The following is a 25,888-nucleotide window of genomic DNA, read 5'->3' as shown; positions in this document are numbered from 1 at the left end:
CGAAAGTGTAGCGAGCCGGGCTCAAGTCTGTAGCCGGCCCGCCGATAGCCTGACCAGAGGACCTGCGAGGGGACTTTTCCACATGCTGCCGCCGATTCCCCATGGCCTGGCACCGGTCACTGCCCAGCAGGACGTGCCCAGGCCGCGACCGGATGTCACCCCGGTGAGCCCGCCCGCGCCCAGCGCGGGCAATGCCGGCGTGGGCCTGGAGCGGCGCCCCGGCGAAGCGCTGCTGGAAGAGGAATACCGGCGCCGGCGCAAACGCCGCCAGGCCAGCGACGGCACCCCGGAGGGCGAGGCGCTGGAGGAACTGGAGCAGGTCGAGGAACTGGGCGAGGCGCAGGAGGCCTCGCGCAAGGGCCTGTGGATCGATATCGAGGTCTGACCGCCCGGCCCGGAGTAAGCTGGGCGGACAGCCGACCACGCCGAGTCCCGCATGCTGTTCGACGATGCCCCCATCCAGTTGCCCGATGCCGAGCTGCGCCTGATGCCCGACTGGTGCCCGCCGGCGCTGGCGGCGCAATGGTTCGCGCAACTGCTCGCCGAGACGCCCTGGGAGCAGCCGCGGGTGCACCTGCATGGCCGCGACTACCCGGTGCCGCGGCTGGTCTGCTGGTACGGCGATCCCGAGGCCTTCTACAGCTATTCCGGCCTGACCCACGCGCCGCTGCCGTGGACTGCGTTGCTGGCGGAGATCCGCGCGCGGGTGGAGGCGGCGGCCGGGCAGCGCTTCAACGGCGTGCTGCTCAACCATTACCGCGATGGCCAGGATTCGATGGGCTGGCACAGCGACGACGAGCCGGAACTGGGGCGCAACCCGGTGGTGGCCTCGCTGAACCTCGGTAGCGCGCGGCGCTTCGATCTGCGCCGCAAGGGGCGACACACAATCGAACACTCCATCGAGCTGTCCGGCGGTTCACTGCTGGTCATGTCCGGCGCGACGCAGCATTATTGGCAGCATCAGGTCGCCAAGACGCGCCGTCCGGTCGCACCGCGCCTGAACCTGACTTTCCGCCTGGTGCATGCCCTGCCATGAGCAACGACGACAAACTGATCGACTTCGCCTCCGAGCGCGACAAGCGCATCCACGACGTGCATGAAAAGCGCCTGCAGGACGTGCGCCAGGCCTTCGAGAACGCGCTGCCGCTGGGCAAGGCGCGCAAGAAGGGCAAGAGCAAGCCGAAAAAACGCTGATCGTTGCCGCCACTGACCGCCCCGTTTTCCCCGAAAGTGCCGCCCTGCGCGGCTTCCCGCCGCACCCGACCCCCTCCGTAAGTTGACTTGCGTCAGTGCTCCGGCCCTCCCCGGAAAGCGCCTTGTCGACCATTGATCCAGGTCAATTTCTCCTGCCCGGTCGCCGGTAATCTGCAGTCATTCCCAGACGATGTGGGCAGATAGGAGGCCAGCATCATGTTCATCGACGAAGTGGTTCTCGCAGGCATCGTTACCGTAGGACTCATGGTCCTGTTCTTCGGCGGGGTTGGATATTTCATCTGGAAGGACTCGCACAGCAAGCGCGGTTGATCCTCCGGATACACAGAGCACGCAAGGCACTTCGGGCGACTTAGGTCGCCCGTTTTTTTTGCCTGTACGAAAGTGGGAATGACATATCGTTAGCTGGCTAATAATATGTTAGGCAACGATATTGCCATTCCCTTCGCCGGCTATCTTTAAGCGATAGACCCGGAGACTTTCGAGAGACCGCGTGCGACCTACGCTACAGGCATTCCTCGCGCCGGACACGCTGGCGCTGAAGTTCGCGATCAAGACCCTCCTGGCCGGCGGCCTGGCGCTGTGGGCCGCCTTTCGTTTCGACCTCGAACAGCCGCAGTGGGCGCTGATGACAGTGTTCATCGTGTCCCAGCCGCTGTCGGGCATGGTGGTGGCCAAGGGGCTGTTCCGCCTGGTCGGCACCCTGGCCGGTACCGCCATGTCGGTGGTCATCATGGCGCTGTTCGCCCAGACCCCCTGGCTGTTCCTGCTGGCCGTGTCGGTATGGCTCGGCCTCTGCACCGCGGCCTCGACGATGCTGCGCAACCACGTTTCCTACGCCTTCGTGCTCTCCGGCTACACGGTGGCGATCATCGGCCTGCCGGCGATCAGCCATCCGCTGGAGGTGTTCGACCAGGCCGTGGCGCGCAGTACCGAAATCTGCCTGGGCATCCTCTGCGCGTCGGCGGTCAGCGCGATTCTCTGGCCGCGCCGGGTCGAGGCCAACCTGGACAAGCAGGCGCGGGCCACCTGGCTCACCGGGATGCAGGCCGCGCGCAGCGAGATCGAGGCCGACGCGCGGGAGATCAAGGGCCTGCTGCAGGCGCTGGGCAAGATCGTCGAGGTCGACGTGCAGCGCGACCACGCCTGGTTCGAGGGCTATCGCGGGCGCATGCGTTCACGGGCGCTGCGCATTCTCTCGCGCGACCTGCTCAGTCTGCTGCGCACCGCGCGCGGCGTGGCCCGCCAGCGCGGCGTGCTGGACGCGGGAGACAGCGCGCGCCTGCAACCCTGGATCGACGAGCTGCAGGCGCTGCTGCAGGACCCGCAGGTCGAGTCGATGAAGGCGCTGGGCGAACGGCTGGAACAGGCCGGTACCGACGACCGCCAGTCCAACGACCTGCGCTACTGCCTGACCCGCTGCGCGCTGCTGCTGCGCAAGGCGCTGGAGGCCGAACGCACCATGCGCTCGGTCGCCTCGGGGGCGGTGGACGAGCGGGCGACCGGCACCCTGTCCTGGCACCGCGACTGGCTGATGGCGCTGTTCTACGGACTGCGCAGCGCGCTGGCGCTGCTCGGCATGTCGGCCTTCTGGATGGCCACCGCCTGGCCCGCCGCCACCGGCGGGATGCTGCTGGCGGCGGTGATCTGCAGCCTGTTCGCCAACCGCGACAACGCGGTCGCCATCGGCCTGGGCTTCCTGCGCGGCATCCTCTACGCGGTGCCCGCCGCCGCGGTGGTCACCCAGTGGCTGCTGCCGCAGTGGAACGGCTTCCCCTTGCTCTGCATGGCCATGGGCGTGCCGCTGTTCTTCGCCCTGCTGGGCATGGCCACGCCGGCGCTGACCGGCACCGCCACCTCCTTCGCGATCCACTTCATCACCCTGGTGGCGCCGAGCAACGTGATGAAGTACGACCTGGCGAGCCTGCTCAACTCCGTCCAGGGCATCGTCATCGGCGTGGGCTTCGCGGTGCTGGTGTTCCGCCTGCTGACCCTGCCGGCGGACTGGCTCAACCGCCGCCTGATCCAGGCCACCTGCGTCGACCTCGGGCGCCTGACCCGGCGGCCGATCGACGAGGCGGAGAACTGGTTCGGCGGGCGCATGGCCGACCGCCTGATCCGCCTGGCGCGGCACTACACCCTGTTGCCGGAAGACGAACAGCGGCGCTGGCAGGACGGCCTGCTGGCGCTGGACCTGGGCAACGAGCTGATCCACATGCGCGCCTGCCTCAATGGCGCCCAGGGCGTGCTGCGCAAGGCGCGCGAGCAGTTCCTCGGCGCGCTGGCCGGCGTGCTGGAGCAGGGCCCCGGCGTCGGCCGCGAACAACGCCTGGAGTCGCTCTGCGAGCCGTTGGAAGAGGCCCTGGCGCGCGACCGCCACGGCGACAGCGAGCCCAATCGCCTGGCCCGCGCGGCCCTGGCGCAGTTGCGCCACACTTGGCGGCAGTGGTGCCGACTGGAGGAGCAGCATGGGACTGCATGAGGTCGGCTGGGGCGGCGTCTACCTCAGCCCGTTGTTCATCTACGCGGTGCTGGCCCTGGGCCTGACCGTGGTGCTGCGCCTGCTGCTGCAGGCCACGCCGTTGGGCCGCTGGATCTGGCACGAGGCGCTGTTCGACTGCTCGCTGTTCGTGCTGATCCTGTGCGGCGTCACCTGGGCGCTGAGCGCAGCCCCTTGAGAGGAGAAGCTGAATGCGCGGATTCCTTCGCGTAGCCGTCACCCTGATTCTGGTCGCCGCCGCCGTGCTCGCCGGCACCTGGCTCTGGCATTACTACATGCTGTCGCCCTGGACCCGCGACGCGCGGGTGCGTGCCGACGTGGTGGTGATCGCCCCGGACGTGTCCGGCTGGGTCACCGAACTGGCGGTGCAGGACAACCAGCAGGTCAGGGCCGGCGACCTGATCATGCGCATCGACCGCGAGCGCTACGCCGCCAACCTGGAGCAGGCCCAGGCCGTGGCCGAAACCCGGCACCAGCAGTTCCTCCTGCGCCAGAGCGAGGCGTCGCGGCGCAGCCGCCTGGGGACGGCGGCGATCAGCGCAGAAGACAAGGAAACCGCGCAGATCAACGCCGGCATCGCCCGCAGCGAATACGACGAGGCGCTGGCCCAGGTGCGCCTGGCCGAGCTGAACCTCGCCCGCAGCGAGATGCGCGCCCCGCGCGACGGCCAGGTGACCAACCTGCGCCTGGCCCAGGGCAACTACGCCCAGGCCGGCCAGCCGGCGATGGCGCTGGTGGACCAGAAGTCCTTCTACGTCACCGCCTACTTCGAGGAAACCAAGCTGCCCGGCATCCGCGTCGGCCAGCGCGCGCAGGTGCTGCTGATGAGCGGCAACACGCCCATCGACGGCACGGTGGAGAGCATCAGCAGCGGCATCACCGACCGCAACGCGATCCCCGACAGCCAGTTGCTGGCCAACGTCGAACCGACCTTCAACTGGGTGCGCCTGGCCCAGCGCATCCCGGTGCGCATCCATCTGGACAAGGTGCCCGAAGGCGTGCACCTGAGCGCCGGGATGACCGCCAGCGTTACCGTGCGGGAGGACTGAGGGGCGCGTCTCGCCAGTGGCGGGAGGGCGGCCATCGGCGCAGCGAAGAAGGCGAAAGCCGGGGATGGCGGGCTGGCCGAGTGCGCGTCGGCATTCCCGGCGGGTGAAATGACCGGGGCCGGCTGGCCGGCCCCGGAAGCGCCTCAGCCGATGGTGATCGGCGGCAGGGCGGCCAGCTCGATATTGAGCTTCTGCTTGGGCGCCAGCACTTCGGCTTCGCCTTCCACCACGGCCTCGCCATTCTGGTTGAGCACGCGGGTGCCGATGCGCACGCGGTTCTTCGGCAGCTTTTCCAGCACTTCCAGTTCCACGTTCAGCACGTCGCCGATCTTCACCGGGCGGGTGAAGCGCAGGTTCTGGCCGAGGTAGATGGTGCCCGGGCCGGGCAGGGTGGTGGCGATCGCCGCGCTGATCAGCGCGCCGCTGAGCATGCCGTGGGCGATGCGCTCCTTGAACAGGGTGGTGGCGGCGTAGTCGGCGTCCAGGTGCACCGGGTTGCGGTCGCCGGAGACTTCGGCGAACAGCTGGATGTCGCGCTCGCCGACGCTGCTCTGGAAGTTGGCCTTCTGGCCGACTTCGAGTTCTTCGTAAGGGACGTTCTGCACGGTTTTCGGTGTAGCGGAGGTCATAAGGGCTCCTCGATGGTCTCGGCCTGGCGGATCGGGCAATGCGTGCCCAGCCAGTCGATCAGGTTGCGGGTGACCTCGTCGCGGTTGCTCTCGTTGAACAGCTCGTGACGGGCCTCGGGATAAATCTTCAGTTGGACGTCGCGTACCCCGGCGCGGGTTATCGCCTGGGCGAGATCGCGCAGGCGCCTGCCCTGGCTGACCGGGTCGCGTTCGCCGCCGATCACCAGCAGCGGCAGGGCGCTGTCGATGCGCGACAGGTGCCCGACCGGGGTGATGTCGGCCAGGCCGCCGAGCAGGTCCAGCCACAGCTGGTTGCTGCAGCGGAAGCCGCAGAGCGGGTCGGCGACGTATTTGTCGACCTCGGCCGGGTCGCGGCTGAGCCAGTCGAAGGCGGTGCGGTTCGGCTTGAAGGCCTTGTTGAAGGAGCCGAACGAAAGGAAGTCGATCAGCGCGCTGCGCCCCAGCGGGCCCTGGCGCCAGCGCTCGAAGCGGGCGATGGCGCGGGCGCTCCGGTACAGCGCCACGGGCTGGTAGTTGGAGCCGGAGAGCACCGCCGCCTTCAGGCTGGCGCTGTGCTGCATCAGGTAGGCGCAGCCGATGTAGCTGCCCATGCTGTGGCCGAGCAGGACGATGGGCAGGTCCGGGTGTTCCTCGCGGATGTGCCGGTTGAGCGAATGCAGGTCGCCGATCACCTTGCCCCAGCCGCCGCGGTCGGCGTAGTGGCCCAGCTCGCCATGCTCGGCGGTGCGGCCGTGGCCGCGCTGGTCGATGGCGTAGAGGTGGTAGCCGGCGGCGTTCAGCGCCAGGCCCAGGCGCTCGTAGCGGCCGGCGTGCTCGGCCATGCCGTGGGACAGCATCAGCGCCCCGCGGGCGGCGCCGTCCGGCGCCCAGTGGCGGGTGTACAGCGGTGTCTCGTCGCTGGCGTTCAGCCAGTAGGCAGCGTAGGGCATGGGTCCTTCCCTTTGTTGTACGAGTTATCGCCGGAGCTGGGCAGTGTACAGCGCCGCGCGCGTCTGCCCAGGCGAATTTTACCCGCGCCGGCGTGTCGGGTTCGCGCTCCTTGGCCTAGGCTTGCCGCGACGCCATTGCCGCTCTATCCCGCGCGGCGCGGGCGTGGTGAAGCAAGATTCACGCAGTCAATGACGCTCGCCGGAGTCTTTGCGATGACCAAAGGAACTGCTAGCTTCCGTCGAATGACCGCAATGACGGTTCGGTTTCGCTCAGGTATGAGGACAAGAATAAATGCAACCTGATTTCTGGAACGACAAACGCCCGGCCGGCGTGCCCAGCGACATTGACCTGGCGGCCTACAAGTCGGTGGTGGAAGTGTTCGAGCGCTCCTGCAAGAAGTTCGCCGACCGCCCGGCCTTCAGCAACCTGGGCGTGACCCTGACCTATGCCGAACTGGACCGCCTGTCCGCCGCCTTCGGCGCGTACCTGCAGAAGAACACCGACCTCAAGCCCGGCGACCGCATCGCCGTGCAGATGCCCAACATCCTGCAATACCCCATCGCCGTGTTCGGCGCCCTGCGCGCCGGCCTCATCGTGGTCAACACCAACCCGCTCTACACCGCCCGCGAGATGCGCCACCAGTTCAAGGACTCCGGCGCCCGCGCGCTGGTCTACGTGAACCTGTTCGGCAAGCTGGTGCAGGAAGTGCTGCCCGACACCGGCATCGAATACCTGATCGAGGCGCGCATGGGCGACCTGCTGCCCTCGCTCAAGGGCCTGCTGGTCAACACCGTGGTCAAGCACGTGAAGAAGATGGTGCCGGACTACAGCCTGCCCCAGGCCGTCTCCTTCAAGGACGCCCTGGGCCAGGGCCGCGGCCACGGGCTGCAGCCGGTCAAGGTCGGCCTGGAGGACATCGCCGTGCTGCAGTACACCGGCGGCACCACCGGTGTGGCCAAGGGCGCCATGCTCAGCCACGGCAACCTGGTGGCGAACATGCAGCAGGTGCACGCCTGCCTGCAGCAGCACGGCCCGGACGGCAAGCCGCTGATGCAGGTCGGCAACGAGGTGATGATCGCGCCGCTGCCGCTGTACCACATCTATGCCTTCACCGCGAACTGCATGTGCATGATGGTCAACGGCAACCACAACGTGCTGATCACCAACCCGCGCGACATCCCCGGCTTCATCAAGGAGCTGAAGAAGTGGCGCTTCTCCGCGCTGCTGGGCCTCAACACCCTGTTCGTCGCGCTGATGGACCGCCCGGAATTCAAGGAACTCGACTTCTCCAACCTGAAGGTCACCAACTCCGGCGGCACCGCGCTGGTCACCGCCACCGCCGAACGCTGGAAGGCCATGACCGGCTGCTCCGTGGTCGAGGGCTACGGGCTCACCGAGACGTCCCCGGTGGTCAGCACCAACCCCTACGGCGACAAGGCCCGCCTGGGCACCGTCGGCATCCCGGTGCCGGGCACCGCGCTGAAGGTGATCGACGACGACGGCAACGACCTGGGGCTGGGCGAGCGCGGCGAGCTGTGCGTGAAGGGCCCGCAGGTGATGCAGGGCTACTGGCAGCGCCCGGACGCCACCGCCGAGGTGCTGGACGCCGAAGGCTGGCTGCGCACCGGCGACATCGCGGTGATCGACCCGGACGGCTTCGTGCGCATCGTCGACCGCAAGAAGGACCTGATCATCGTCTCCGGCTTCAACGTCTACCCCAACGAGATCGAGGACGTGGTCATGGCCCACCCGAAAGTCGCCAACTGCGCGGCGGTCGGCGTGCCGGACGAGCGCTCCGGCGAGGCGGTGAAGCTGTTCGTCGTGCCGCGCGAGGGCGGGGTGACGGTGGAAGAGCTCAAGGCCTACTGCAAGGAGAATTTCACCGGCTACAAGGTGCCCAAGCACATCGTCCTCAAGGACGCCCTGCCGATGACCCCGGTGGGCAAGATCCTGCGCCGGGAGCTGCGCGAAACCGCCTGAGGCGAGCGTGAACGAAAAAGGGGGCTGATCCAGGATCAGCCCCCTTTTTCATTTATGCCGGGTTGTCGGCCAGGGCCGGTCAACCACCACAGCTGCCACAGCAGCTGTCCTTCTTGCGCAGGATTTCGTAGAGATCGTCCTTGAGCTGCAGCTTCTGCTTCTTCAGCTCCTCGATGGTGTCGTGGGATGCCGGGGTGATGCCGGCTTCCATGTTCTTGATCTCCTGGTCGAGATCGTTGTGGCTATGGAAGAGCCTGGCGAAATTCGGGTCTTCGGCTTTCAGGCGGGTAATCTTTTCGCGGTATTCGGGAAACATGGGGGGTCTCCTGGAGAGTGCACTAGCACTTTGCGAGATCCCGACCTGACGAGTGTTGAGGTAGATCATCGAAGGCGCCGCGTGGATGGGGCGAAACCGCCGGATCGAACTCCGACGATCTACCCCGTCATGGCGACCGGCCTGACGACCATTTCCCGTTCTTTTTTCCGGTTTCATCTCCCTGAAATCAGCCTTGTCGGACAATCCAACAAGGCTGCAGCCCTTCTGGGGCGGGCTTTTCCGACGGGCGGGAAGGTGGTGACCGAAATAGTGGTTTCCGGTCACTTTTCTGACTGGCAAGGCGGTGTTTGGTGCTGGTCGGTGTTTCGCAAAGCTGCTAATCTCGGCCCGCTTTTCGCTCCCCGCCATGGGGAAGGCGACACAAACACAACAACGAACCGCGACTGCGGTAAAAGATGAGCTGTTGCTTAGGAGTGGGCTTCCATGACCGACAATTTCTGGAAGGACAAATACCCAGTGGGGATCGCTGCCGAGATCAACGCTGACCAGTACCCGAACATCCTCGCGGTGCTGAAGGAGTCCTGCCAACGTTTTGCAAACAAGCCTGCTTTCAGCAACCTGGGCAAGACCCTGACCTACGGCGAGATGTACACGCTGTCCGGGGACTTCGCGGCCTATCTGCAACAACACACCGATCTCAAGCCGGGCGACCGCATCGCCGTGCAGCTGCCCAACGTGCTGCAGTACCCGGTGGTGGTCTTCGGCGCCATGCGCGCCGGCCTCATCGTGGTCAACACCAACCCGCTGTACACCGCGCGGGAAATGGAGCACCAGTTCAACGACTCCGGCGCCAAGGCGCTGGTGTGCCTGGCGAACATGGCCCACCTGGCCGAGGAAGTGCTGCCCAAGACCGGCATCCGCAACGTCATCGTCACCGAAGTGGGTGACATGCTGCCGCCGCTCAAGCGCTTCATCGTCAACTTCGCGGTCAAGCACATCAAGAAGATGGTGCCGGCCTACAACCTGCCCGCCGCGCAGAAGCTGACCGACGTCCTGGCCAAGGGCCGTGGCAAGACGGTGGCGGAAGTCTCGCCCAGGAGCGACGACGTGGCCGTGCTGCAGTACACCGGCGGCACCACCGGCGTGGCCAAGGGCGCGATGCTGACTCACCGCAACCTGGTCGCCAACATGCTGCAGTGCAAGGCGCTGATGGGCGCCAACCTCAACGAGGGCTGCGAGATCCTCATCGCGCCGCTGCCGCTGTACCACATCTACGCCTTCACCTTCCATTGCATGGCGATGATGCTCACCGGCAACCACAACATCCTGGTGACCAACCCGCGCGACCTGTCGAGCATGGTCAAGGAACTGGCGCAGTGGAAGTTCACCGGCTTCGTCGGCCTGAACACCCTGTTCGTCGGCCTGTGCAACAACGAGGCGTTCCGCAAGCTGGACTTCTCCGCGCTGAAGCTGACCCTGTCCGGCGGCATGGCGCTGCAGCAGGCCGCCGCCGAGCGCTGGAACGACGTCACCGGCTGCGCCATCTGCGAAGGCTACGGCATGACCGAGACCAGCCCGGTGGTGTCGGTGAACCCGTTCCAGAACATCCAGATCGGCACCATCGGCATCCCGGTCCCGTCGACCCTGTGCAAGGTCATCAGCGACGACGGCCAGGACCTGCCGCTGGGCGAGCGCGGCGAGCTGTGCGTGAAGGGCCCGCAGGTGATGAAGGGCTACTGGCAGCGCCAGGACGCCACCGACGAGATCCTCGACAAGGACGGCTGGCTGCGTACCGGCGACATCGCGATCATCCAGGACGACGGCTACATGCGCATCGTCGACCGCAAGAAGGACATGATCCTGGTGTCGGGCTTCAACGTGTACCCCAACGAGCTGGAAGACGTGCTCGCCACCCTGCCGGGCGTGCTGCAGTGCGCCGCCATCGGCATTCCGGACGAGAAGTCCGGCGAGGCGATCAAGGTCTTCGTGGTGTCCAGGCCGGGCGTCACCCTGACCAAGGAGCAGGTCATGCAGCACATGCACGACAACCTCACCGGCTACAAGCGGCCCAAGTCCGTGGAGTTCCGCGACAGCCTGCCGACCACCAACGTCGGCAAGATCCTCCGGCGCGAATTGCGCGACCAGGAGCTCAAGAAGATCAAGGCCTGAGCCGATATACAAGGAACCCGCCGCGAGGCGGGTTTTTTGACGCCTGCAGGGATGCGCGTCTCCTGTCTGCCTGAGGTACTTGCCATGAACACCATCCTTCGTCTGCGCGCCAAGGTCCTGCTCCTGGCCATCGCCCCGATCCTGATCCTCACTGTCCTGCTGTGCGCCATCGCCACGGTCGCCCTGATGCGGCTCTCGACCGAGCAGGAAGCGCAGATCCGCGAAAACCTCACCCAGGATCGCGAGGCGCAGCTGAAGAACTTCGTCGACGTCGCCCTGGCCGCCGTCGGACCGCTCTACCAGGCCGCCGCCGAAGGGGACGCCCAAGCCCGCGAGCAGGGCGTGGCGCTGCTCAAGCGCCTGGCATACGGCAAGGGTGGCTACTTCTGGGGCTACGACACCCGCTCCGTCCGCGTCTTCCAGGGCACCAGCGACGAGCGCCTGGGCGAAGACTTCAGCGGCTACCGCGATCCCAACGGCGTCTACGCCATCCGCGACCTGGTCAGCGCGGGGCAGAGCGGCCAGCACTACGTGCGCTACAGCTTCACCCTGCCGGGCGGCAACACCATCGTGCCGAAGATCGGCTACGCCCATTACCTGCCCAAATGGAACCTGGTGTTCGGCACCTCGCTGAACCTCGATGACGTCGAGCGCGAGGCGCGGGAAGCCGGCGCCGCCTTCGAGGCCCGGATCGACAACCTGCTGCTGCTCATGGGCGGCTCGGCGCTGGCCTTGCTGGTGGTCATCGGCCTGCTCGCCGGCCTGTTCAGCCGCGCCATCGTCCAGCCCATCGTGCAGGTGCGCGACAACCTCGACGACATGGCCGCCGGCGACGGCAACCTGACCCACCGCCTGAACCTGGGCCGCAGCGACGAACTGGGCGAACTGGCCGGCTCGTTCAACCGCTTCGTCGAGAAGATCCACGTGCTGGTGCAGCAGGTGGCCGGCACCACCCAGCAGCTCTCCGGGCTGGTCGGCGACGTCGCCCAGCAGGCGCAGCGCTCCGAGCGCGCGATGGACGGCCAGCGCCACGAGACCGACCAGGTCGCCACCGCCATCAACGAGATGACCGCCGCCGCCCAGGAAGTGGCGCGCAGCGCCCAGCAGGCCGCCGACGCCGCGCAGCAGACCGACCGCGAAGGCCAGGCGGCCAAGCGCGAGGTGGACCTGTGCGTGGTGCAGATCAACGACCTGGCCGGCGAGGTGCGCAGCAGCAGCGAATCCCTCGACACGCTGCGCCAGGACGTGCAGGGCATCGTCGGGGTGCTCGAAGTGATCCGCTCCATCGCCGAGCAGACCAACCTGCTGGCGCTCAACGCCGCCATCGAAGCGGCGCGGGCCGGCGAGGCCGGGCGCGGCTTCGCGGTGGTCGCCGACGAAGTCCGCGCACTGGCCAGCCGCACCCAGCAGAGCACCGGGGAAATCCAGCAGATGATCGACCGCCTGCGCGGCACCACCGAAGGCTCGGTGAACGCCATGCAGCGCGCCAGCGACATGGCCGAGCGCACCCGTGGCCAGGCCAACCTGGCCGGGCAGTCGCTGGACGCCATCGCCCAGCTGATCGGCACCATCAACTCGATGAACGCGCAGATCGCCAGCGCCGCCGAGGAGCAGACCGCCGTGGCCGAGGAGATCAACCGCAGCGTGCACCAGATCGCCGGCGCCGTGGATGGCGTGGCCGATGACGCGGCGCAGGGCGCGCGCACCGCGACCGAACTGAACGGCCTGGGGGAGCGCCTGCGCGCGCTCGTCGGCCAGTTCCGCATCTGAGCGGGGGCTGCGCGTGCGTTGATAACGGACTCGGGACTGCTCATTCAGAGCGACTGAACTCCGCGTCCCGAGACCGTTATCGCCTTGCCTGGCGCTAGCTCGCCGCCCGCTGGGTGCGAGGTCGCGACGCATTCGGCGTGGCGGCCCGTGCCGGTCTTTTGCGACAATTCGCGGATTGTCGCCATGACAGCCCATTCCAGGGACCGGCTCCGCGCCTGCTCGCGCCGCTCCCGCCCAGATGCCCGCGAAGCCGATGACCGCCAAGCCCTTGACTGAAAGCACGCCCACTCCCGAACAGCTCCTGCAGCGCCTGGACCACGCGCTGATCCGCGACCGCCATCGCCTGCGCCGCCAGCTCCACGAGCTGCGCAAGAATCCCGACGAGGCAAAGCTGGCGCAGTGGGCCGAGCGCTTCCAGGCGTCCTGCGCCAAGGTCGAGGCGCGCCGCGCGAGCATCCCGGCGATCCGCTACGACGACAGCCTGCCGATCGCCGCCAAGCGCGACGAGATCAAGGCCGCGCTGCAGAAGAGCCAGGTGGTGGTGATCGCCGGCGAGACCGGCTCGGGCAAGACCACCCAGCTGCCGAAGATCTGCCTGGAGCTGGGCCGCGGCACCCACGGCCTGATCGGCCACACCCAGCCGCGCCGGCTGGCCGCGCGCAGCGTGGCGAGCCGCGTCGCCGAGGAACTGGCGGTGCCGCTGGGCGAGCGGGTCGGCTACCAGGTGCGCTTCGAGGACCAGAGCGACGACAGCACCCTGATCAAGCTGATGACCGACGGCATCCTGCTCGCCGAGACCCAGCACGACCGCTACCTCGAACGCTACGACACGATCATCGTCGACGAAGCCCACGAACGCAGCCTGAACATCGACTTCCTGCTCGGCTTCCTGAAGACGCTGCTGCCGCGCCGCCCCGACCTCAAGCTGATCATCACCTCGGCGACCATCGACCTGGAGCGCTTCTCCCGGCACTTCGGCAATGCGCCCATCGTCGAGGTATCCGGCCGCACCTACCCGGTGGAAACCTGGTATCGCCCGCTGGCCGCCGAGCTGGACGAGGACGGCGAAGCGCTGTTCGACGACCTCTCGGTGGACCAGGGCATCCTCCGCGCGCTGGACGAAATCGCCGCCCATGAGCGCGAAGTCGGCAAGCGCCCCGGCGACGTGCTGGTGTTCCTCCCCGGCGAGCGCGAAATCCGCGACGCCGCCGACATGCTGCGCAAGGCCAACCTGCGCCTCACCGAAGTGCTGCCGCTCTATGCGCGGCTGACCCCGGCGGAGCAGCAGAAAATCTTCGCGCCCATGCCGGGACGCAAGATCGTGCTCGCCACCAACGTCGCCGAGACCTCGCTGACCGTGCCGGGCATCCGCTACGTGATCGACAGCGGCACCGCGCGCATCAGCCGCTACAGCTACCGCGCCAAGGTCCAGCGCCTGCCCATCGAAGCCGTCTCGCAGGCCAGCGCCAGCCAGCGCAAGGGCCGTTGCGGGCGGGTCGAGCCGGGCATCTGCGTGCGCCTGTACAGCGAGGAAGACTTCAACGGCCGCCCGGCCTTCACCGATCCGGAAATCCTGCGCACCAACCTCGCCGCGGTGATCCTGCAGATGCTCCACCTGCGCCTGGGCGACATCGAGGCCTTCCCCTTCATCGAGCCGCCGGACGGCAAGGCGATCAAGGACGGCTTCACCCTGCTGCAGGAACTCTCGGCGGTGAACCGCGAATCCCAGCTCACCCCGCTGGGCCGCCAGCTGGCGCGCCTGCCCATCGACCCGCGGCTGGGCCGCATGCTGCTGGAAGCCGCGCAGCAGGGCAGCCTGCCGGAAGTGCTCACCGTGGCCAGCGCGCTGTCGGTGCAGGACCCGCGCGAGCGGCCGATGGACCGCCAGCAGGCCGCCGACCAGGCCCACGCGCAGTGGAAGGATCCGGATTCGGACTTCGCCGCGCTGATCAACCTCTGGCGCGGCTTCGAGGAACAGCGCCAGGCGCTGGGCTCCAACGCCCTGCGCAGCTGGTGCCGGAAGAACTTCCTGAATTACCTGCGCCTGCGCGAATGGCGCGACGCGCACCGCCAACTGACGCTGATCTGCCGCGAACTGCAGCTGCCGTTCGGCAAGGCAGAGGGTGGCTCTCGTAGGAGCGAGCTTGCTCGCGAACAGCCCAACGCTGCGAAGCCCCAGGACAACAAATCCGCCGGCAAGGATTCGAAGAGCGTTCGCGAGCAAGCTCGCTCCTACAAGGGCGGTGAGCCCGACGCGAAGCAGCGTGACATCGACTACGCCGCCGTGCACAAGGCGATCCTCTCCGGCCTGCTCAGCCAGATCGGCCAGAAGGCGGAGGAGGGCGATTACCTCGGCGCGCGCCAGCGGCGTTTCTGGATTCACCCCTCCAGCGTGATCGGCCGCAAGAAGCCGCAGTGGATCATGGCCGCCGAACTGGTGGAGACCACCAAGCTGTTCGCCCGCATGGTCGCCAAGATCGAGCCGGACTGGCTGGAGCCGCTGGCCGGGCACCTGGTGAAGAAGAACTACCTGGAGCCGCACTGGGAGAAGAAGCGCGGCCAGGTGGTGGCCTACGAGCAGGTCACCCTCTACGGCCTGATCATCATCGGCCGCCGCGCCGTGCATTACGGCCCGATCGACGCGCCGGTGTCCCGCGAGATGTTCATCCGCGAGGCGCTGGTGCGCGGCGAGATCAACAGCCGCGCCAGGTGCCTGTCGGCCAACCGCCAGCTGCTGGAGAAGCTCGACGAGCTGGAAGCCAAGGCGCGCCGGCGCGACATCCTCGCCGACGAGGAAACCCTGTTCGCCTACTACGACGCGCGCCTGCCGGCGGACATCTACCAGTCCGCCAGCTTCGAGAAGTGGTACGAGCGCGAGCACAAGCAGCAGCCGGACCTGCTGATCATGCGCGAGGAAGACGTCCTCGCCCGCGACGCCAGCGAAGTCACCGCCGGCCTCTACCCGGACCGCCTGCGCCTGGGCGAGCTGCAACTGCCGCTGAGCTACCACTTCGAGCCCGGCCACGCGCGTGACGGCGTGACCCTGCGCGTGCCGGCGCCGCTGCTGCCGCAGCTGCCCGCCGAGCGCCTGGAATGGCTGGTGCCGGGCCTGCTGGAAGCCAAGTGCGTGGCGCTGGTGCGCAACCTGCCCAAGGCGATCCGCAAGAACTTCGTACCGGTGCCGGACTTCGTCAAGGCGGCGCTGGGCAAGATGGTCTTCGCCGAGGGCGCGCTGCCCGAAGCGCTGGGCCGCGAGCTGCAGCGCATGACCGGCAGCCGGGTCGCCGAGGAAGCCTGGGCGGAAGCCGCGACCCAGGTGGAAAGCCACCTGCGGATGAACATCGAAGTGGTCGACGCCCGCGGCAAGTTCCTCGGTGAAGGCCGCGACCTCGCCGAGCTCACCGCGCGCTTCGCCGAGGCCAGCCAGGCCGCGCTGGCGATCCCGCAAACGGACAAACCACAGAAACCGGTGGAGGCCAAGGGCTTCACGGAAGTGGCGGAGAAGGTCCAGCAGAAGGTCGCCGGGCTGTCGATGACGGTCTACCCGGCGTTGGTGGAAGAGGCCGGCGTGGTCAAGGAGAACCGTTTCCCGACCCAGGCCGAGGCCGATTACCAGCATCGCCGCGCGCTACAACGCCTTTTGCTGCAACAGCTCGCCGAGCCGGCCAAGTTCCTGCGCGGCAAGCTGCCGGGGCAGACCGACATGGGCCTGCTCTACCGCGAGCTCGGCCGCGTCGAGGCGCTGGTGGAGGACATCCTGCTGGCCAGCCTGGACAGTTGCATCCTCGAAGGCGAAACCAGCCTGCCGCGCGATGGCGCCGGTCTCGCCTCGCTGGCCGAGAAGAAGCGCGGCGCCTGGACCGAGCACGCCGAGCGCATCGCCCGCCTGACCCTGGAAATCCTCAAGCTCTGGCACGGCCTGCAGAAGCGCTTCAAGGGCAAGGTCGACCTCGCCATGACCGTGCCGCTGAACGACGTGAAGGGGCAGCTCTCCAGGCTGGTCTACCCCGGCTTCGTGCGCGATACGCCGCTGGAGTGGCTGAAGGAAATCCCGCGCTACCTGAAGGCGGTCGAGCAGCGCCTGGACAAGGTCGCCGGGCAGGTCCAGCGCGACCGCGTGTGGAGCGGCGAGATGGCCGGCTACTGGGAGCAGTATTCGGCGCGTCTGGCCAAGCACGCCCAGGAAGGCAAGCGCGACCCGGAACTGGCGCTGTACCGCTGGATGCTGGAGGAATACCGCGTCTCGCTGTTCGCCCAGCAACTGGGGACCCGGGTGCCGGTGTCGGACAAGCGTCTGTCGAAGCAGTGGAGCCAGGTCGAGGCCTGACGTTCAGGCTCTTCGTAGGAGCGAGCTTGCTCGCGAACGGATTCTCCGGCAGCTCAAGAGCTGGGCGGGTTCGCGAGCAAGCTCGCTCCTACAGGGTATGAACCCTCAGTCGCGCTGCGGAATATTCAGCCCGCGCTGCACCGCCGGCCGCGCCAGGAAGCGTTCCAGCACGCGCTTCACGTTCTTGAATGTCTCGAACTCCACCAGCTCACCGGCTTCGTAGAAGCCGATCAGGTTGCGGACCCACGGGAAGATGGCGATGTCGGCGATGGTGTAGCGTTCGCCCATGATCCAGTCGCGGCCTTCCAGGCGCTGGTCGAGCACGCCGAGCAGGCGCCTGGACTCTTCCACGTAGCGGTTCAGCGGGCGCTTGTCCTCGATCTCCCGGCCGGCGAAGCGGTTGAAGAAGCCGAGCTGGCCGAACATCGGGCCGATCCCGCCCATCTGGAACATCAGCCATTGCAGCGTCTCGTAGCGGCCGCCGGCGCCGGGGGCGATCAGCGAGTCGGTCTTGTCGGCGAGGTAGACCAGGATCGCGCCGGACTCGAACAGCGCCAGCGGCTGGCCGTCCGGGCCGTTGGGGTCGAGGATCGCGGGGATCTTGTTGTTCGGGTTGAGCGAGAGGAATTCCGGGGAGAACTGGTCGTTGCGCTCGAAGCTGACCAGGTGCGGTTCGTAGGGCAGGCCGAGCTCTTCGAGCATGATCGAGACCTTGACCCCGTTGGGCGTGGGCAGCGAGTAGAGCTGCAGGCGGTCAGGGTGTTCGGCGGGCCATTTGCGGGTGATGGGGAACGCGGAAAGGTCTGACATGCTTACTCCGGTCAGGTGAGCGAAAGGTCTCAGGATAGACCTCCGCGCTTCGCCGGTCATGACCCGCGCGCGACAAACCGGTATGGTGCGGCCCCAGAGTCACGCACAAGGAACCGACCATGAGCCTGCACGGCACCTACGATCCGCAGAACATCTTCGCCCAGATCATTCGCGGCGACGCTCCCTGCTACAAGCTGTACGAGGACGACGACGTCCTGGCCTTCCTCGACCTGTTCCCGCAGTCCTACGGCCACACCCTGGTGATCCCCAAGCGCAGCGCCGCGCGCAACATCCTCGAGGTCGACCCCGAGGCGCTGGGCAAGGTGATGGGCGTGGTGCAGCGCCTGACCGGCGTGCTGGTCCAGGAGCTCAACCCCGACGGCGTGCAGGTCGCCCAGTTCAACGGCGCGCCGGCCGGGCAGACGGTGTTCCACCTGCACATGCACATCATCCCGCGCTATGCCGGCGAGGGCCTGGGCATCCACGCGGCGAGCAAGGCCGATACGGCGGAACTGGACGAGCTGCAGGCGCGCCTCGTCGCGCGCCTGAACGGCTGAGGCGCGCCTGCGTCTCAGCGGGCGACCACGGGCTTGATGTCGAAGCCCGTGCGGTTGTCGCTGTTGATGCGGAAGCGGTTGTCGCCGCCGGGCTCCAGCGACACCAGCAGCTCTCGGCGCAGCATGGCCTTGCTGCACAGGCCATCGCCGTCCTTGTCGCCGATGATGCCGACCACGTGCTGGCCCGCCGGCACGTGGAAGCTGGCCGATTCGCCGGTGCCGATGCGCGCGGCGACCTCGTGGTCGATGGTGACGGCCAGGTAGCAGCCGCCGCCGAGAAAACCCGAGTCGCGGGTGACGTCCACCTGCACGCTGTCCTTGCCCGGCTGCTGGTAGGCCAGCAGGCGGTCGGCGGCAACGGGATGGATTTCATCGCTCTGGTACGAGGCGCAAGCGGACAGCGCGAGCACGGACAGGACGGCAAGGATCGAACGCATAGACTTCCTCCACGGATGATGCAGCGAAGGCTAGTCCAGAGCGGCCGATCCTGCCGTGAAAGGCCCCGCGCACTGGATGATTCGGTCGGCGGGCTATGCAGTGCGGGAATTTGGATTAGTCTTCTGGGGAACGGGAGACGGGCAGGACGACTGGACCTTGTCACCACGGCCGACCCGCTGACAGCGAGCCAAGGAGCCCGGCTGATGCACCGCAACAGCGATCCCGAACAGTTGTTCGAGCCTGACACCGGGCCGACGGGGCTGGAAGAGGCCGATCATCGCCACCTGATGCAGCTGATCTTCGTCTGCACCGGAGCCACCCTGGGGGTGTTCAGCATCCTGCAGACCCTGGCCGGCAACTACTGGCTGGCTGCCGCCGAACTGGTCATCGTCGGCCTGCTTCTGTGGGCCTCGCACCGGATCAGGCGGGTGCGCCGCCTGGTGCCCTGGGTCATCGCCTACCTGCTGCCGACCTTCTGCTTCATCCTCTACATCATCGTCATACCCGGCGCCTCGGCCACGGCCTTCGTCTGGGTCTACCTGATGCCGGTCATGGCCTACCTGCTGCTGGGCAAGTTGCGCGGCTTTCTCCTGGCCGTGCCGTTCATGCTGCTGGCGACCCTGCTGTATCTGTACGTGAATCCCCTGCGCCTGGATGCGCCGGGGCTGATCGATATCGGCAACGGCATCTTCTGTGGCGTGCTGGTACTCGCCTTCATGCATGTCTACGAGGGGCGCCGCGCCGATGCCTATAAACAGCTGCGCCGTCTCGCGCTCACCGACACGCTGACCGGAGTGGCCAGCCGCGAAAGCTTCCAGCGCGCGCTGCAGCGCTGCATCCAGGAGGCGGCGCGCTACGACGCGCGGCTGGTGCTGGTGACGCTGGACGTCGACCACTTCAAGCTGATCAACGACCAGTGGGGGCATGACGCCGGCGACAAGGCCCTGCAGCACCTGTGCAAATCCCTGCGCCACCGGTTGCGCGCCACCGACCTGGTCGGCCGCCTGGGCGGCGAGGAGTTCGGCATCCTGTTGCCCTACACCGACCGCTTCGATGCCCAGCCGCTGGTGGAGGCGCTACGCAAGGAATTGTCGCGGCGGCCGCTGGAATATTCCGGGCAGCGGATTCCGCTGTCCGCCACCTTCGGCCTGGCCGAGTGGCCCACCGATGGGCTGGATGCCGAGGAGCTCTACCGCTGCACCGACCGCCGCCTGTACCGGGGCAAGGCGGAGGGGCGCGACCGGCTGATCTGCAGCGACCCGGTCTGAGCGGCTCAGGCGGCGTCGAGCAGGGCGAGGGTCGCGCTGGCGTTCATCATCCGCGCGGCGGCCAGGGGCGTCAGGCCGGCGGCATCCCGTGCTTCGCGGTTGGCGCCGTGTTCCAGCAGGCAGCGGACGATCTCCGGACGGTTGAACATCGCCGCCATCATCAGCGCGGTCTTGCCATCGGGCGAGGTGCCCTCGACGTCGGCGCCCCGCGCCAGCAGCAGGCGGACCATCTGCAGGTCGCCCTTGAAGGCCGCGCCGGCCAGCGGTGCCTGTCCGGCGTTGTTGCGCAGGTCCGGGTCGGCGCCGTGCTCCAGCAATGTTTGCACCGTGTCGTGGTGGCCGTGGTAGCTGGCCAGCATCAGCAGGCTGTCGCCCTTGTGGTTGCGCAGGTTGGCCGGAAGGCCCTGGCGCAACAGGTCGGCGAGGCGCGCGGTATCGCCCTGGCGGGCCAGGTCGATCACCTGATTGGCGAATTCCAGTGTCTGTTCATCCATTTCCGGGCGGGGCGGGGTGGTCATCCTGTCGGTCTCCTTGGGCAGTGGCGTGAAGCATACGGGCCGCTGTGGATTCCGGCGCGCCAGCCATGACTATGGCGTCCTTGGAGAAATTCAATCGATCGGGCCAGGCCGGGTAGTACGCGGTTTTCTTACGGAAAGTGGCGGAATAACCACGCTTTGCGAGCGACTTTTCGTCGAAAATTGCAGCATAATCAGCGACCCGTAGTTGCACCAACGTGCTACCGCGGACCGCCGGGCGGCGAAAAGTGTCGCCCGTCGACGGGGATGGCACACTGCCTCGTTACATCCCCCGGCCTCCGCGCCATGCCGTGGAGCCCAAGACTATCCAGTGCCGGCCGCCGCGCGGGCACCTTGATGCCTAACCTTGCCGCCCGCTCCGGCGGCCCCGATACAGAAGAGGATTGACCGTGCATAAAGTCGTGATCAGCGGAACCGGCCTGTATACCCCGCCGTTCAGCATCTCCAACGATGAACTGGTGGAATCCTTCAACAGCTACGTCCGCAGTCACAACGAGCAACACGCCGAAGCCATCGCCAAGGGCGAGATGGAAGCGCTGGCCGAATCCAGCTCGGCCTTCATCGAGAAGGCTTCCGGCATCAAGAGCCGCTTCGTGGTGGACAAGGAAGGCATCCTCGATCCGCAACGCATGGTGCCGCGCATTCCGGAGCGCTCCAACGAAGACTGGGGCATCCTCTGCGAAATGGGCGTGCACGCGGCGAAGGAAGCCCTGCAGCGCGCCGGCCGTACCGCCGCCGACATCGATGGCGTGATCGTCGCCTGCTCCAACCTGCAGCGCGCCTATCCGGCGGTGGCCATCGAAGTGCAGGCCGCCCTCGGCATTCAGGGCTTCGGCTTCGACATGAACGTCGCCTGCTCCTCGGCGACCTTCGGCCTGCAGGCCGCGGTGAACAGCGTGCAGCTCGGGCAGGCCCGCGCGATCCTGCTGGTCAGCCCGGAAATCTGCACCGGCCACCTGAACTTCCGTGACCGCGACAGCCACTTCATCTTCGGCGATGCCGCCACCGCGGTGATCGTCGAGCGCGCCGACCAGGCCACCAGCAAGCACCAGTTCGACGTGGTGGGCACCAAGCTGCTGACCCAGTTCTCCAACAACATCCGCAACAACTTCGGCTTCCTCAACCGTGCCGCGGAAGAGGGCATCGGCACGCGCGACAAGCTGTTCGTGCAGGAAGGCCGCAAGGTGTTCAAGGACGTCTGCCCGATGGTGGCCGAGCTGATCGGCGAGCACCTGGCGCAGAACGACATCCCGGTGAGCGACGTGAAGCGCTTCTGGCTGCACCAGGCCAACCTGAACATGAACCTGCTGATCACCCGCAAGCTGATCGGCCGCGATGCCGAGGCCCACGAGGCGCCGGTGATCCTCGACACCTACGCCAACACCAGCTCGGCGGGTTCGGTGATCGCCTTCCACAAGCACCAGGACGACCTGCCCGCCGGCGCCATCGGCGTGCTGAGCTCCTTCGGCGCCGGCTACTCCATCGGTAGCGTGATCCTGCGCAAGCGCTGATCGTGCCGACCGACGACAGCGCGCTGTTGTCGCGCCTGCTGGCCGCCGACCAGCAGGCTTTCCGCACCCTGGTAGTGACCTACCAGGGCGCCATGCGCGCCGTCGCCATCGCCATCGTCGGCAGCGCCCAGGCCGACGAGGTGGTGCAGGACGCCTGGCTCGCCGTCGTCCGCAACCTCGACGGCTTCCAGGGCCGCTCCAGCCTCAAGACCTGGCTGCTGACCATCACCGCGAATACCGCCAAGTCCCGCCTGCGCAAGGTCCGTCGCGACGTCTCGCTGGATGACCTGCCCGCGCCCCACGGCAGCATCGACGACAGCCGCTTCGCCGCCGATGGCCACTGGAGCCCGGCGCCGCTGGCCTGGCACGAGGACTCCCCGGAAGCCCTGCTGGCCGAGGAGGAACTGCGCGAATGCCTGGAAAAGACCCTCGCCAGCCTGTCCGAGCTGCAGCGCAGCGTCCTGCTGCTGCGCGAGCGCCAGGGATTGGAGCTGGAGGAGATCTGTAATCTTCTGGAGGTTTCCCTCTCCAATGTCAGGGTGCTGCTGCACCGCGCACGGCTGAAGGTGTTCGCCACCGTCGAACACTTCGAGGAGACCGGGGAATGCTGACCTGCAAGGAACTGGTGGCACGCTCCAGCGACCTGCTGGACGAACAGCTGGGCTTTCGCGAGAAGCTGGCATTGCGCCGCCACCTGCTGTTGTGCCGCAACTGCCGGCGCTACCTGCGCCAGATGCGCCTGCTCCAGGCCACCTTGCGCGCCCTGCCGGAACCGCCCGACGCGGGCACCGACCTGCTGGCCGCGCGCCTGGCCGAACTGCGCCACGACAACGCCCGGCGTTGAGCCGGCGGCCTGCAACCGCTGGCGGTTGCAGGGGCGCTCCCGTCGCGTTCCCGAAGTCCGCCATCGGCGCTGACAGGCACTGGGCCCAACCCCAGCCACGGCGCTGCCCCTGGCGCGTTCTCCCCCCCGTCAAGCCCCCTCCTGGGTCCGGTCCCAGTCGAGAAGACGCCGGGTTTGTCGCTGCCTGCCATTAATTTGTAATGAATCGCAACAATACTCCATCCCGGTTTTGGGGACAAAGAGACCGTCTATTCCGGCTCTTTGCGGGAACCACTATTTCTGGGCGGGTGCTTGCCCCCCTCATTTAAGACTGGGAGAACTTTATGCGTCTTGTTCCTACACTCACCGGGGTGGGTCTCTGCACGGGTGTGATGCTTGCTCTGAGCACTCCGGCCAATGCTGGTGTCGACGCTAAACTGCTGGAAATGCTGCGGACCAATGGCTCGATCACTTCGGCCCAGTACGCTGAGCTGAAGGGCGAGCTGGAGAAGGAGAGTCAGGTCGCTGCCGCTCAGGAGAAGGCCAAGAAGGACGAAATGAGCGCCTTCACGGACAAACTCGCCTGGGCCGCCAAGACCCAGGTCAAGGGTGACATCCGACTCCGTCAGGAGACTGTCCATGCGCAGAACACCGGCACCAAGGGTGACCAGAACCGTCAGCGCATCCGTGCCCGCGTAGGCTTCTACAGCCAGGTCACTCCTGAAGTCGACACTGGTATCCGCATCGCGACCGGCAGTGGCGACGATGCTCGCTCCACCAACCAGAGCATGGACAACTACTTCGACAAGAAGTCGCTGTGGCTGGACCAGGCCTATATCGACTTCCACCCGAAGGCCGTCGAGAACCTGCACCTGATCGGCGGCAAGATGAACCAGCCCTGGGTCAGCGAAGGCGACGTGATCTGGGACGGCGACGTCAACCCGGAAGGTTTCGCGGCAACCTACAAGTATCCACTGGGCGGCGGCTCCGAGCTGTTCGGTAGCGCCGGCTACTTCACCCTGAAGGACAACGTCGACGGCGAAGGCTATGCCTTCCAGCATGACCTGCGCCTGTACAGCGGCCAGTTGGGCGGCCGCTTCGCCGTCGCCGATGGCATGAAGCTGACCGTCGGTGGCAGCCTCTACGCTTACGACAACGATGACAACAGCGCCTGTGGCACCTCGACCACCACGCCTTGCCAACTGTCCGTCAACGGCAACACCACCAAGGACTTCCGCCTGTACGAAGGCTTCGGTCAACTGGATTTGACCAACCTGCCGGTTCCGCTGTCCCTGTACGGCCAGTACGTCGTGAACGAAGCGACCGACAGCGACGAGGACACCGCGTGGCTGACCGGCGTGAAGACCAAGCTGGGCGACTTCGGCCTGGACTACAACTATCGCGACGTACAGCGTAACGCCGTGGTCGGTGCCTTCACCGACTCCGACTTCGCCAACGGCTACACCGCTTCCCGCGGCCACAAGTTCAAGGTCAGCTACGACATCGCCAAGAACTTCGCCCTGGGCGCTACCTACTTCGCCGCCGAGTCGGATGCTGCCAGCACTCCGCGTACCGATGCCAACATCGATACCCTGCAGCTGGACCTGGAAGCCAAGTTCTAACTGGAACAGAAACGCCACGGATGGTTTCGAGCCGGAGGATTCGCTTCCTCCGGCTCGACGCTGGATCTGACGGTCCTGGCTCATCCACCTTGGACCTGCTTGATCGGGCATTGGCCTGCGATCAAGCGGATGTCCGGGACCGGAGCTCCTTTGGTTTGGCCCCACCTTGCGGTGGGGCTTTTTATTTTCCGGCGCCGCTGACCGAATGGGTCAATCGAGCCGAGCGCTGCCGTCATTGAGGCCTGCGAGCGGCGCCACCTAACCTGCCGGCACCTCTACTGACAAGGTTCGCCGTCATGCAGCGCATTCACTTCGAGACCGAACACAACCTGTTCCGCGACGCGTTCCGCGCCTTCCTCGACAAGGAAGTGGTGCCTCACCAGGAGGCCTGGGAAGAGGCCGGCGTGGTGGATCGCGGCGTGTGGCGCAAGGCGGGGGAGATGGGGTTCCTGCTGCCCTGGGCGGACGAGGAATACGGCGGGGCCGGCCTGAAGGACTTCCGCTACGAACAGATCATGTGTGAGGAGCTGGCCGCCATCAACGAACCGGGCTTCATGATCCCGCTGCACTCGGCGCTGTGCGGCCCCTACATCGCCGAATACGGCAATGCCGAGCAGAAGGCCCGCTGGCTGCCGGGGATCATCCGCGGCGAGAGCATCCTCGCCGTGGCGATGACCGAGCCGTCCGCCGGCTCCGACCTCGCCGGCATGCGCACCACGGCGGTGGACAAGGGCGACCACTACCTGCTCAACGGCTCCAAGGTGTTCATCTCCAACGGCCTGCTGGCCGACCTGGTGATCGTCGCGGCGAAGACCGATCCGTCGAACAAGCACGCCATGGGCCTGTTCGTGGTCGAGCGCGGCATGCAAGGCTTCGAGCGCGGACGCAACCTGAAGAAGCTGGGCATGAAGAGCCAGGACACCGCCGAGCTGTTCTTCAACAACGTCAAGGTGCCGAAGGAGAACCTGCTGGGCGACGCCAGGGGCGGCTTCTTCTACCTGATGAACATGCTGGCGCAGGAGCGCCTGACCAACGCCTGCGGCGCGGTGGCCGGCGCCGAGGCGGCGCTGCGGGCGACCATCGACTACGTGAAGGAGCGCAAGGCCTTCGACCGCCCGGTGGCGCACTCCCAGAACACCCGCTTCAAGCTCGCCGAGATGCGCACGCAGATCGACGTGGCGCAGGTCTTCACCGACCGCTGCGTGATGGACCACAACCAGAAGAAGCTCACCCCGGAAGTCGCCGCCGAGGCCAAGCTGTTCACCACCGAGCTGCTGTGCAAGGTGGTCGATGAAGGCGTGCAACTGCACGGCGGCTGGGGTTACATGTGGGAGTACCCGATCTGCAAGATGTACGCGAATGCGCGCATCCAGCGCATCTTCGCCGGCACCTCGGAGATCATGAAGGAGATCATCAGCCGCGGCATGAAGCTCTGAGACGCGGCGTAAAACGCTTTCAT

At 66.8% G+C, this 25,888-nt stretch carries 25 protein-coding genes and 1 pseudogene; 20 read left to right on the top strand and 6 right to left on the bottom strand.

The window, feature by feature from the left end; translation table 11 throughout:
• Positions 1-82 precede the first annotated feature (82 nt).
• The 7 genes from AC3B6A_RS20355 to AC3B6A_RS20325 all read left to right on the top strand — a co-directional run bounded on the left by AC3B6A_RS20355 (position 83) and on the right by AC3B6A_RS20325 (position 4,761).
• Positions 83-385: an aspartate-semialdehyde dehydrogenase gene (locus AC3B6A_RS20355; protein WP_488398904.1), complete on the top strand. Its 303-nt coding sequence runs from the start codon at positions 83-85 to the stop codon at positions 383-385.
• 51 nt (positions 386-436) lie between these two features.
• Positions 437-1,036 carry an alpha-ketoglutarate-dependent dioxygenase AlkB family protein gene (locus tag AC3B6A_RS20350; protein WP_488398903.1) on the top strand — a complete coding sequence of 200 codons (600 nt, stop codon included), beginning with the start codon at positions 437-439 and terminating at the stop codon, positions 1,034-1,036.
• Complete coding sequence (locus AC3B6A_RS20345) at positions 1,033-1,194, top strand: hypothetical protein (RefSeq protein ID WP_207885122.1); 162 nt, start codon at positions 1,033-1,035, stop codon at positions 1,192-1,194. The genes AC3B6A_RS20350 and AC3B6A_RS20345 overlap by 4 nt, the downstream gene beginning before the upstream one ends.
• Before the next feature lie 216 nt (positions 1,195-1,410).
• Positions 1,411-1,524, top strand: a complete 114-nt coding sequence (gene ccoM / locus AC3B6A_RS20340; protein ID WP_488398902.1) for a cytochrome c oxidase subunit CcoM — start codon at positions 1,411-1,413, stop codon at positions 1,522-1,524.
• A 181-nt stretch (positions 1,525-1,705) separates the two neighbouring features.
• Positions 1,706-3,694, top strand: coding sequence for an FUSC family protein (locus AC3B6A_RS20335; RefSeq protein ID WP_488398901.1), 1,989 nt, complete (start codon positions 1,706-1,708; stop codon positions 3,692-3,694).
• Complete coding sequence (locus tag AC3B6A_RS20330; RefSeq protein ID WP_488398900.1) at positions 3,681-3,890, top strand: DUF1656 domain-containing protein; 210 nt, start codon at positions 3,681-3,683, stop codon at positions 3,888-3,890. Before AC3B6A_RS20335 ends, AC3B6A_RS20330 begins: the two co-directional genes overlap by 14 nt.
• 13 nt (positions 3,891-3,903) lie before the next feature.
• The gene (locus AC3B6A_RS20325) at positions 3,904-4,761 is read left to right on the top strand and encodes an efflux RND transporter periplasmic adaptor subunit (protein ID WP_488398899.1); all 858 of its coding nucleotides are present in this window, start codon (positions 3,904-3,906) and stop codon (positions 4,759-4,761) included.
• Between the two features lie 143 nt (positions 4,762-4,904).
• On the opposite strand, the gene AC3B6A_RS20320 is transcribed toward AC3B6A_RS20325, so the two are convergent.
• Together AC3B6A_RS20320 and AC3B6A_RS20315 are read right to left on the bottom strand one after the other, a co-directional pair.
• Positions 4,905-5,390, bottom strand: a complete 486-nt coding sequence (locus tag AC3B6A_RS20320) for a MaoC family dehydratase (protein ID WP_488398898.1) — start codon at positions 5,388-5,390, stop codon at positions 4,905-4,907.
• Entirely contained in the window at positions 5,387-6,340 is a 954-nt protein-coding gene (locus tag AC3B6A_RS20315) for an alpha/beta hydrolase (protein WP_488398897.1), read from the bottom strand. Before AC3B6A_RS20315 ends, AC3B6A_RS20320 begins: the two co-directional genes overlap by 4 nt.
• Positions 6,341-6,632: 292 nt before the next feature.
• Between AC3B6A_RS20315 and fadD2 the strand changes: the two genes are divergently transcribed.
• On the top strand, positions 6,633-8,321 hold the full coding sequence (gene fadD2 / locus AC3B6A_RS20310) for a long-chain-fatty-acid--CoA ligase FadD2 (protein WP_488398896.1): 1,689 nt from the start codon (positions 6,633-6,635) through the stop codon (positions 8,319-8,321).
• Between the two features lie 79 nt (positions 8,322-8,400).
• Here fadD2 and AC3B6A_RS20305 read toward each other — a convergent pair whose 3' ends face one another.
• Positions 8,401-8,637: an HP1242/YdcH family protein gene (locus AC3B6A_RS20305; RefSeq protein ID WP_488398895.1), complete on the bottom strand. Its 237-nt coding sequence runs from the start codon at positions 8,635-8,637 to the stop codon at positions 8,401-8,403.
• 129 nt (positions 8,638-8,766) lie between these two features.
• On the opposite strand from AC3B6A_RS20305, the gene AC3B6A_RS20300 reads away from it, so the two are divergent.
• The 5 genes and pseudogenes from AC3B6A_RS20300 (at position 8,767) to hrpA (ending at position 16,864) form a co-directional block, all read left to right on the top strand.
• On the top strand, positions 8,767-9,057 hold the full coding sequence (locus tag AC3B6A_RS20300; protein WP_488398894.1) for a hypothetical protein: 291 nt from the start codon (positions 8,767-8,769) through the stop codon (positions 9,055-9,057).
• Positions 9,058-9,081: 24 nt separating this feature from the next.
• Entirely contained in the window at positions 9,082-10,767 is a 1,686-nt protein-coding gene (gene fadD1 / locus AC3B6A_RS20295; protein WP_488398893.1) for a long-chain-fatty-acid--CoA ligase FadD1, read from the top strand.
• A 51-nt stretch (positions 10,768-10,818) separates the two neighbouring features.
• Positions 10,819-11,631: pseudogene (locus tag AC3B6A_RS20290) on the top strand (cache domain-containing protein); the annotation flags it as partial.
• A 150-nt stretch (positions 11,632-11,781) separates the two neighbouring features.
• A complete protein-coding gene (locus tag AC3B6A_RS20285) occupies positions 11,782-12,537 on the top strand; it encodes a methyl-accepting chemotaxis protein (RefSeq protein WP_488403658.1) in 756 nt (251 codons plus the stop codon).
• Between the two features lie 253 nt (positions 12,538-12,790).
• The gene (gene hrpA, locus AC3B6A_RS20280; protein WP_488398892.1) at positions 12,791-16,864 is read left to right on the top strand and encodes an ATP-dependent RNA helicase HrpA; all 4,074 of its coding nucleotides are present in this window, start codon (positions 12,791-12,793) and stop codon (positions 16,862-16,864) included.
• A gap of 105 nt (positions 16,865-16,969) precedes the next feature.
• Here hrpA and AC3B6A_RS20275 read toward each other — a convergent pair whose 3' ends face one another.
• On the bottom strand, positions 16,970-17,674 hold the full coding sequence (locus tag AC3B6A_RS20275; protein ID WP_488398891.1) for a glutathione binding-like protein: 705 nt from the start codon (positions 17,672-17,674) through the stop codon (positions 16,970-16,972).
• Positions 17,675-17,793: 119 nt separating this feature from the next.
• Between AC3B6A_RS20275 and AC3B6A_RS20270 the strand changes: the two genes are divergently transcribed.
• Complete coding sequence (locus AC3B6A_RS20270; protein ID WP_488398890.1) at positions 17,794-18,231, top strand: HIT family protein; 438 nt, start codon at positions 17,794-17,796, stop codon at positions 18,229-18,231.
• 14 nt (positions 18,232-18,245) lie between these two features.
• Here the strand turns inward: AC3B6A_RS20270 and AC3B6A_RS20265 are convergent, their stop codons facing one another.
• Positions 18,246-18,668, bottom strand: a complete 423-nt coding sequence (locus AC3B6A_RS20265) for a 3-isopropylmalate dehydratase (RefSeq protein WP_488398889.1) — start codon at positions 18,666-18,668, stop codon at positions 18,246-18,248.
• 204 nt (positions 18,669-18,872) lie between these two features.
• Between AC3B6A_RS20265 and AC3B6A_RS20260 the strand changes: the two genes are divergently transcribed.
• The gene (locus AC3B6A_RS20260; RefSeq protein ID WP_488398888.1) at positions 18,873-19,937 is read left to right on the top strand and encodes a GGDEF domain-containing protein; all 1,065 of its coding nucleotides are present in this window, start codon (positions 18,873-18,875) and stop codon (positions 19,935-19,937) included.
• Positions 19,938-19,942: 5 nt separating this feature from the next.
• Here the strand turns inward: AC3B6A_RS20260 and AC3B6A_RS20255 are convergent, their stop codons facing one another.
• Positions 19,943-20,455 (bottom strand): ankyrin repeat domain-containing protein, encoded by a 513-nt coding sequence (locus AC3B6A_RS20255; RefSeq protein WP_488398887.1) that lies wholly within the window; start codon positions 20,453-20,455, stop codon positions 19,943-19,945.
• Between the two features lie 407 nt (positions 20,456-20,862).
• Here AC3B6A_RS20255 and AC3B6A_RS20250 point away from each other — a divergent pair, with 407 nt between their 5' ends.
• From AC3B6A_RS20250 to AC3B6A_RS20230, 5 genes are all read left to right on the top strand, one after another.
• Positions 20,863-21,984, top strand: a complete 1,122-nt coding sequence (locus tag AC3B6A_RS20250) for a beta-ketoacyl-ACP synthase III (protein WP_488398886.1) — start codon at positions 20,863-20,865, stop codon at positions 21,982-21,984.
• Positions 21,981-22,595, top strand: a complete 615-nt coding sequence (locus AC3B6A_RS20245; protein WP_488403657.1) for an RNA polymerase sigma factor — start codon at positions 21,981-21,983, stop codon at positions 22,593-22,595. The genes AC3B6A_RS20250 and AC3B6A_RS20245 overlap by 4 nt, the downstream gene beginning before the upstream one ends.
• On the top strand, positions 22,589-22,828 hold the full coding sequence (locus tag AC3B6A_RS20240; RefSeq protein WP_488398885.1) for an anti-sigma factor family protein: 240 nt from the start codon (positions 22,589-22,591) through the stop codon (positions 22,826-22,828). The genes AC3B6A_RS20245 and AC3B6A_RS20240 overlap by 7 nt, the downstream gene beginning before the upstream one ends.
• 323 nt (positions 22,829-23,151) lie before the next feature.
• Positions 23,152-24,429: a putative porin gene (locus AC3B6A_RS20235; RefSeq protein WP_488398884.1), complete on the top strand. Its 1,278-nt coding sequence runs from the start codon at positions 23,152-23,154 to the stop codon at positions 24,427-24,429.
• 296 nt (positions 24,430-24,725) lie between these two features.
• On the top strand, positions 24,726-25,865 hold the full coding sequence (locus tag AC3B6A_RS20230) for an acyl-CoA dehydrogenase family protein (RefSeq protein ID WP_488398883.1): 1,140 nt from the start codon (positions 24,726-24,728) through the stop codon (positions 25,863-25,865).
• Positions 25,866-25,888: the final 23 nt, after the last annotated feature.

The organism is Pseudomonas sp. B12(2026) (assembly GCF_057767015.1).
The sequence above is the reverse complement of the archived record's forward strand: the minus strand, read 5'-3'. Positions and strand labels throughout refer to the sequence as shown.

Excerpts from the sequence above, each read along its gene's own strand:
- AC3B6A_RS20230 (WP_488398883.1), top strand. The coding sequence starts at position 24,726 with ATGCAGCGCATTCACTTCGAGACCGAACACAACCTGTTCCGCGACGCG.
- AC3B6A_RS20330 (WP_488398900.1), top strand. The coding sequence starts at position 3,681 with ATGGGACTGCATGAGGTCGGCTGGGGCGGCGTCTACCTCAGCCCGTTG.
- AC3B6A_RS20325 (WP_488398899.1), top strand. The coding sequence starts at position 3,904 with ATGCGCGGATTCCTTCGCGTAGCCGTCACCCTGATTCTGGTCGCCGCC.
- fadD1 (WP_488398893.1), top strand. The coding sequence starts at position 9,082 with ATGACCGACAATTTCTGGAAGGACAAATACCCAGTGGGGATCGCTGCC.
- fadD2 (WP_488398896.1), top strand. The coding sequence starts at position 6,633 with ATGCAACCTGATTTCTGGAACGACAAACGCCCGGCCGGCGTGCCCAGC.
- AC3B6A_RS20300 (WP_488398894.1), top strand. The coding sequence starts at position 8,767 with ATGGCGACCGGCCTGACGACCATTTCCCGTTCTTTTTTCCGGTTTCAT.
- AC3B6A_RS20350 (WP_488398903.1), top strand. The coding sequence starts at position 437 with ATGCTGTTCGACGATGCCCCCATCCAGTTGCCCGATGCCGAGCTGCGC.
- AC3B6A_RS20305 (WP_488398895.1), bottom strand. The coding sequence starts at position 8,637 with ATGTTTCCCGAATACCGCGAAAAGATTACCCGCCTGAAAGCCGAAGAC.
- AC3B6A_RS20355 (WP_488398904.1), top strand. The coding sequence starts at position 83 with ATGCTGCCGCCGATTCCCCATGGCCTGGCACCGGTCACTGCCCAGCAG.
- hrpA (WP_488398892.1), top strand. The coding sequence starts at position 12,791 with ATGACCGCCAAGCCCTTGACTGAAAGCACGCCCACTCCCGAACAGCTC.
- AC3B6A_RS20285 (WP_488403658.1), top strand. The coding sequence starts at position 11,782 with ATGGACGGCCAGCGCCACGAGACCGACCAGGTCGCCACCGCCATCAAC.
- AC3B6A_RS20345 (WP_207885122.1), top strand. The coding sequence starts at position 1,033 with ATGAGCAACGACGACAAACTGATCGACTTCGCCTCCGAGCGCGACAAG.
- AC3B6A_RS20265 (WP_488398889.1), bottom strand. The coding sequence starts at position 18,668 with ATGCGTTCGATCCTTGCCGTCCTGTCCGTGCTCGCGCTGTCCGCTTGC.
- AC3B6A_RS20260 (WP_488398888.1), top strand. The coding sequence starts at position 18,873 with ATGCACCGCAACAGCGATCCCGAACAGTTGTTCGAGCCTGACACCGGG.
- AC3B6A_RS20255 (WP_488398887.1), bottom strand. The coding sequence starts at position 20,455 with ATGACCACCCCGCCCCGCCCGGAAATGGATGAACAGACACTGGAATTC.
- AC3B6A_RS20270 (WP_488398890.1), top strand. The coding sequence starts at position 17,794 with ATGAGCCTGCACGGCACCTACGATCCGCAGAACATCTTCGCCCAGATC.
- ccoM (WP_488398902.1), top strand. The coding sequence starts at position 1,411 with ATGTTCATCGACGAAGTGGTTCTCGCAGGCATCGTTACCGTAGGACTC.
- AC3B6A_RS20275 (WP_488398891.1), bottom strand. The coding sequence starts at position 17,674 with ATGTCAGACCTTTCCGCGTTCCCCATCACCCGCAAATGGCCCGCCGAA.
- AC3B6A_RS20240 (WP_488398885.1), top strand. The coding sequence starts at position 22,589 with ATGCTGACCTGCAAGGAACTGGTGGCACGCTCCAGCGACCTGCTGGAC.
- AC3B6A_RS20315 (WP_488398897.1), bottom strand. The coding sequence starts at position 6,340 with ATGCCCTACGCTGCCTACTGGCTGAACGCCAGCGACGAGACACCGCTG.
- AC3B6A_RS20235 (WP_488398884.1), top strand. The coding sequence starts at position 23,152 with ATGCGTCTTGTTCCTACACTCACCGGGGTGGGTCTCTGCACGGGTGTG.
- AC3B6A_RS20320 (WP_488398898.1), bottom strand. The coding sequence starts at position 5,390 with ATGACCTCCGCTACACCGAAAACCGTGCAGAACGTCCCTTACGAAGAA.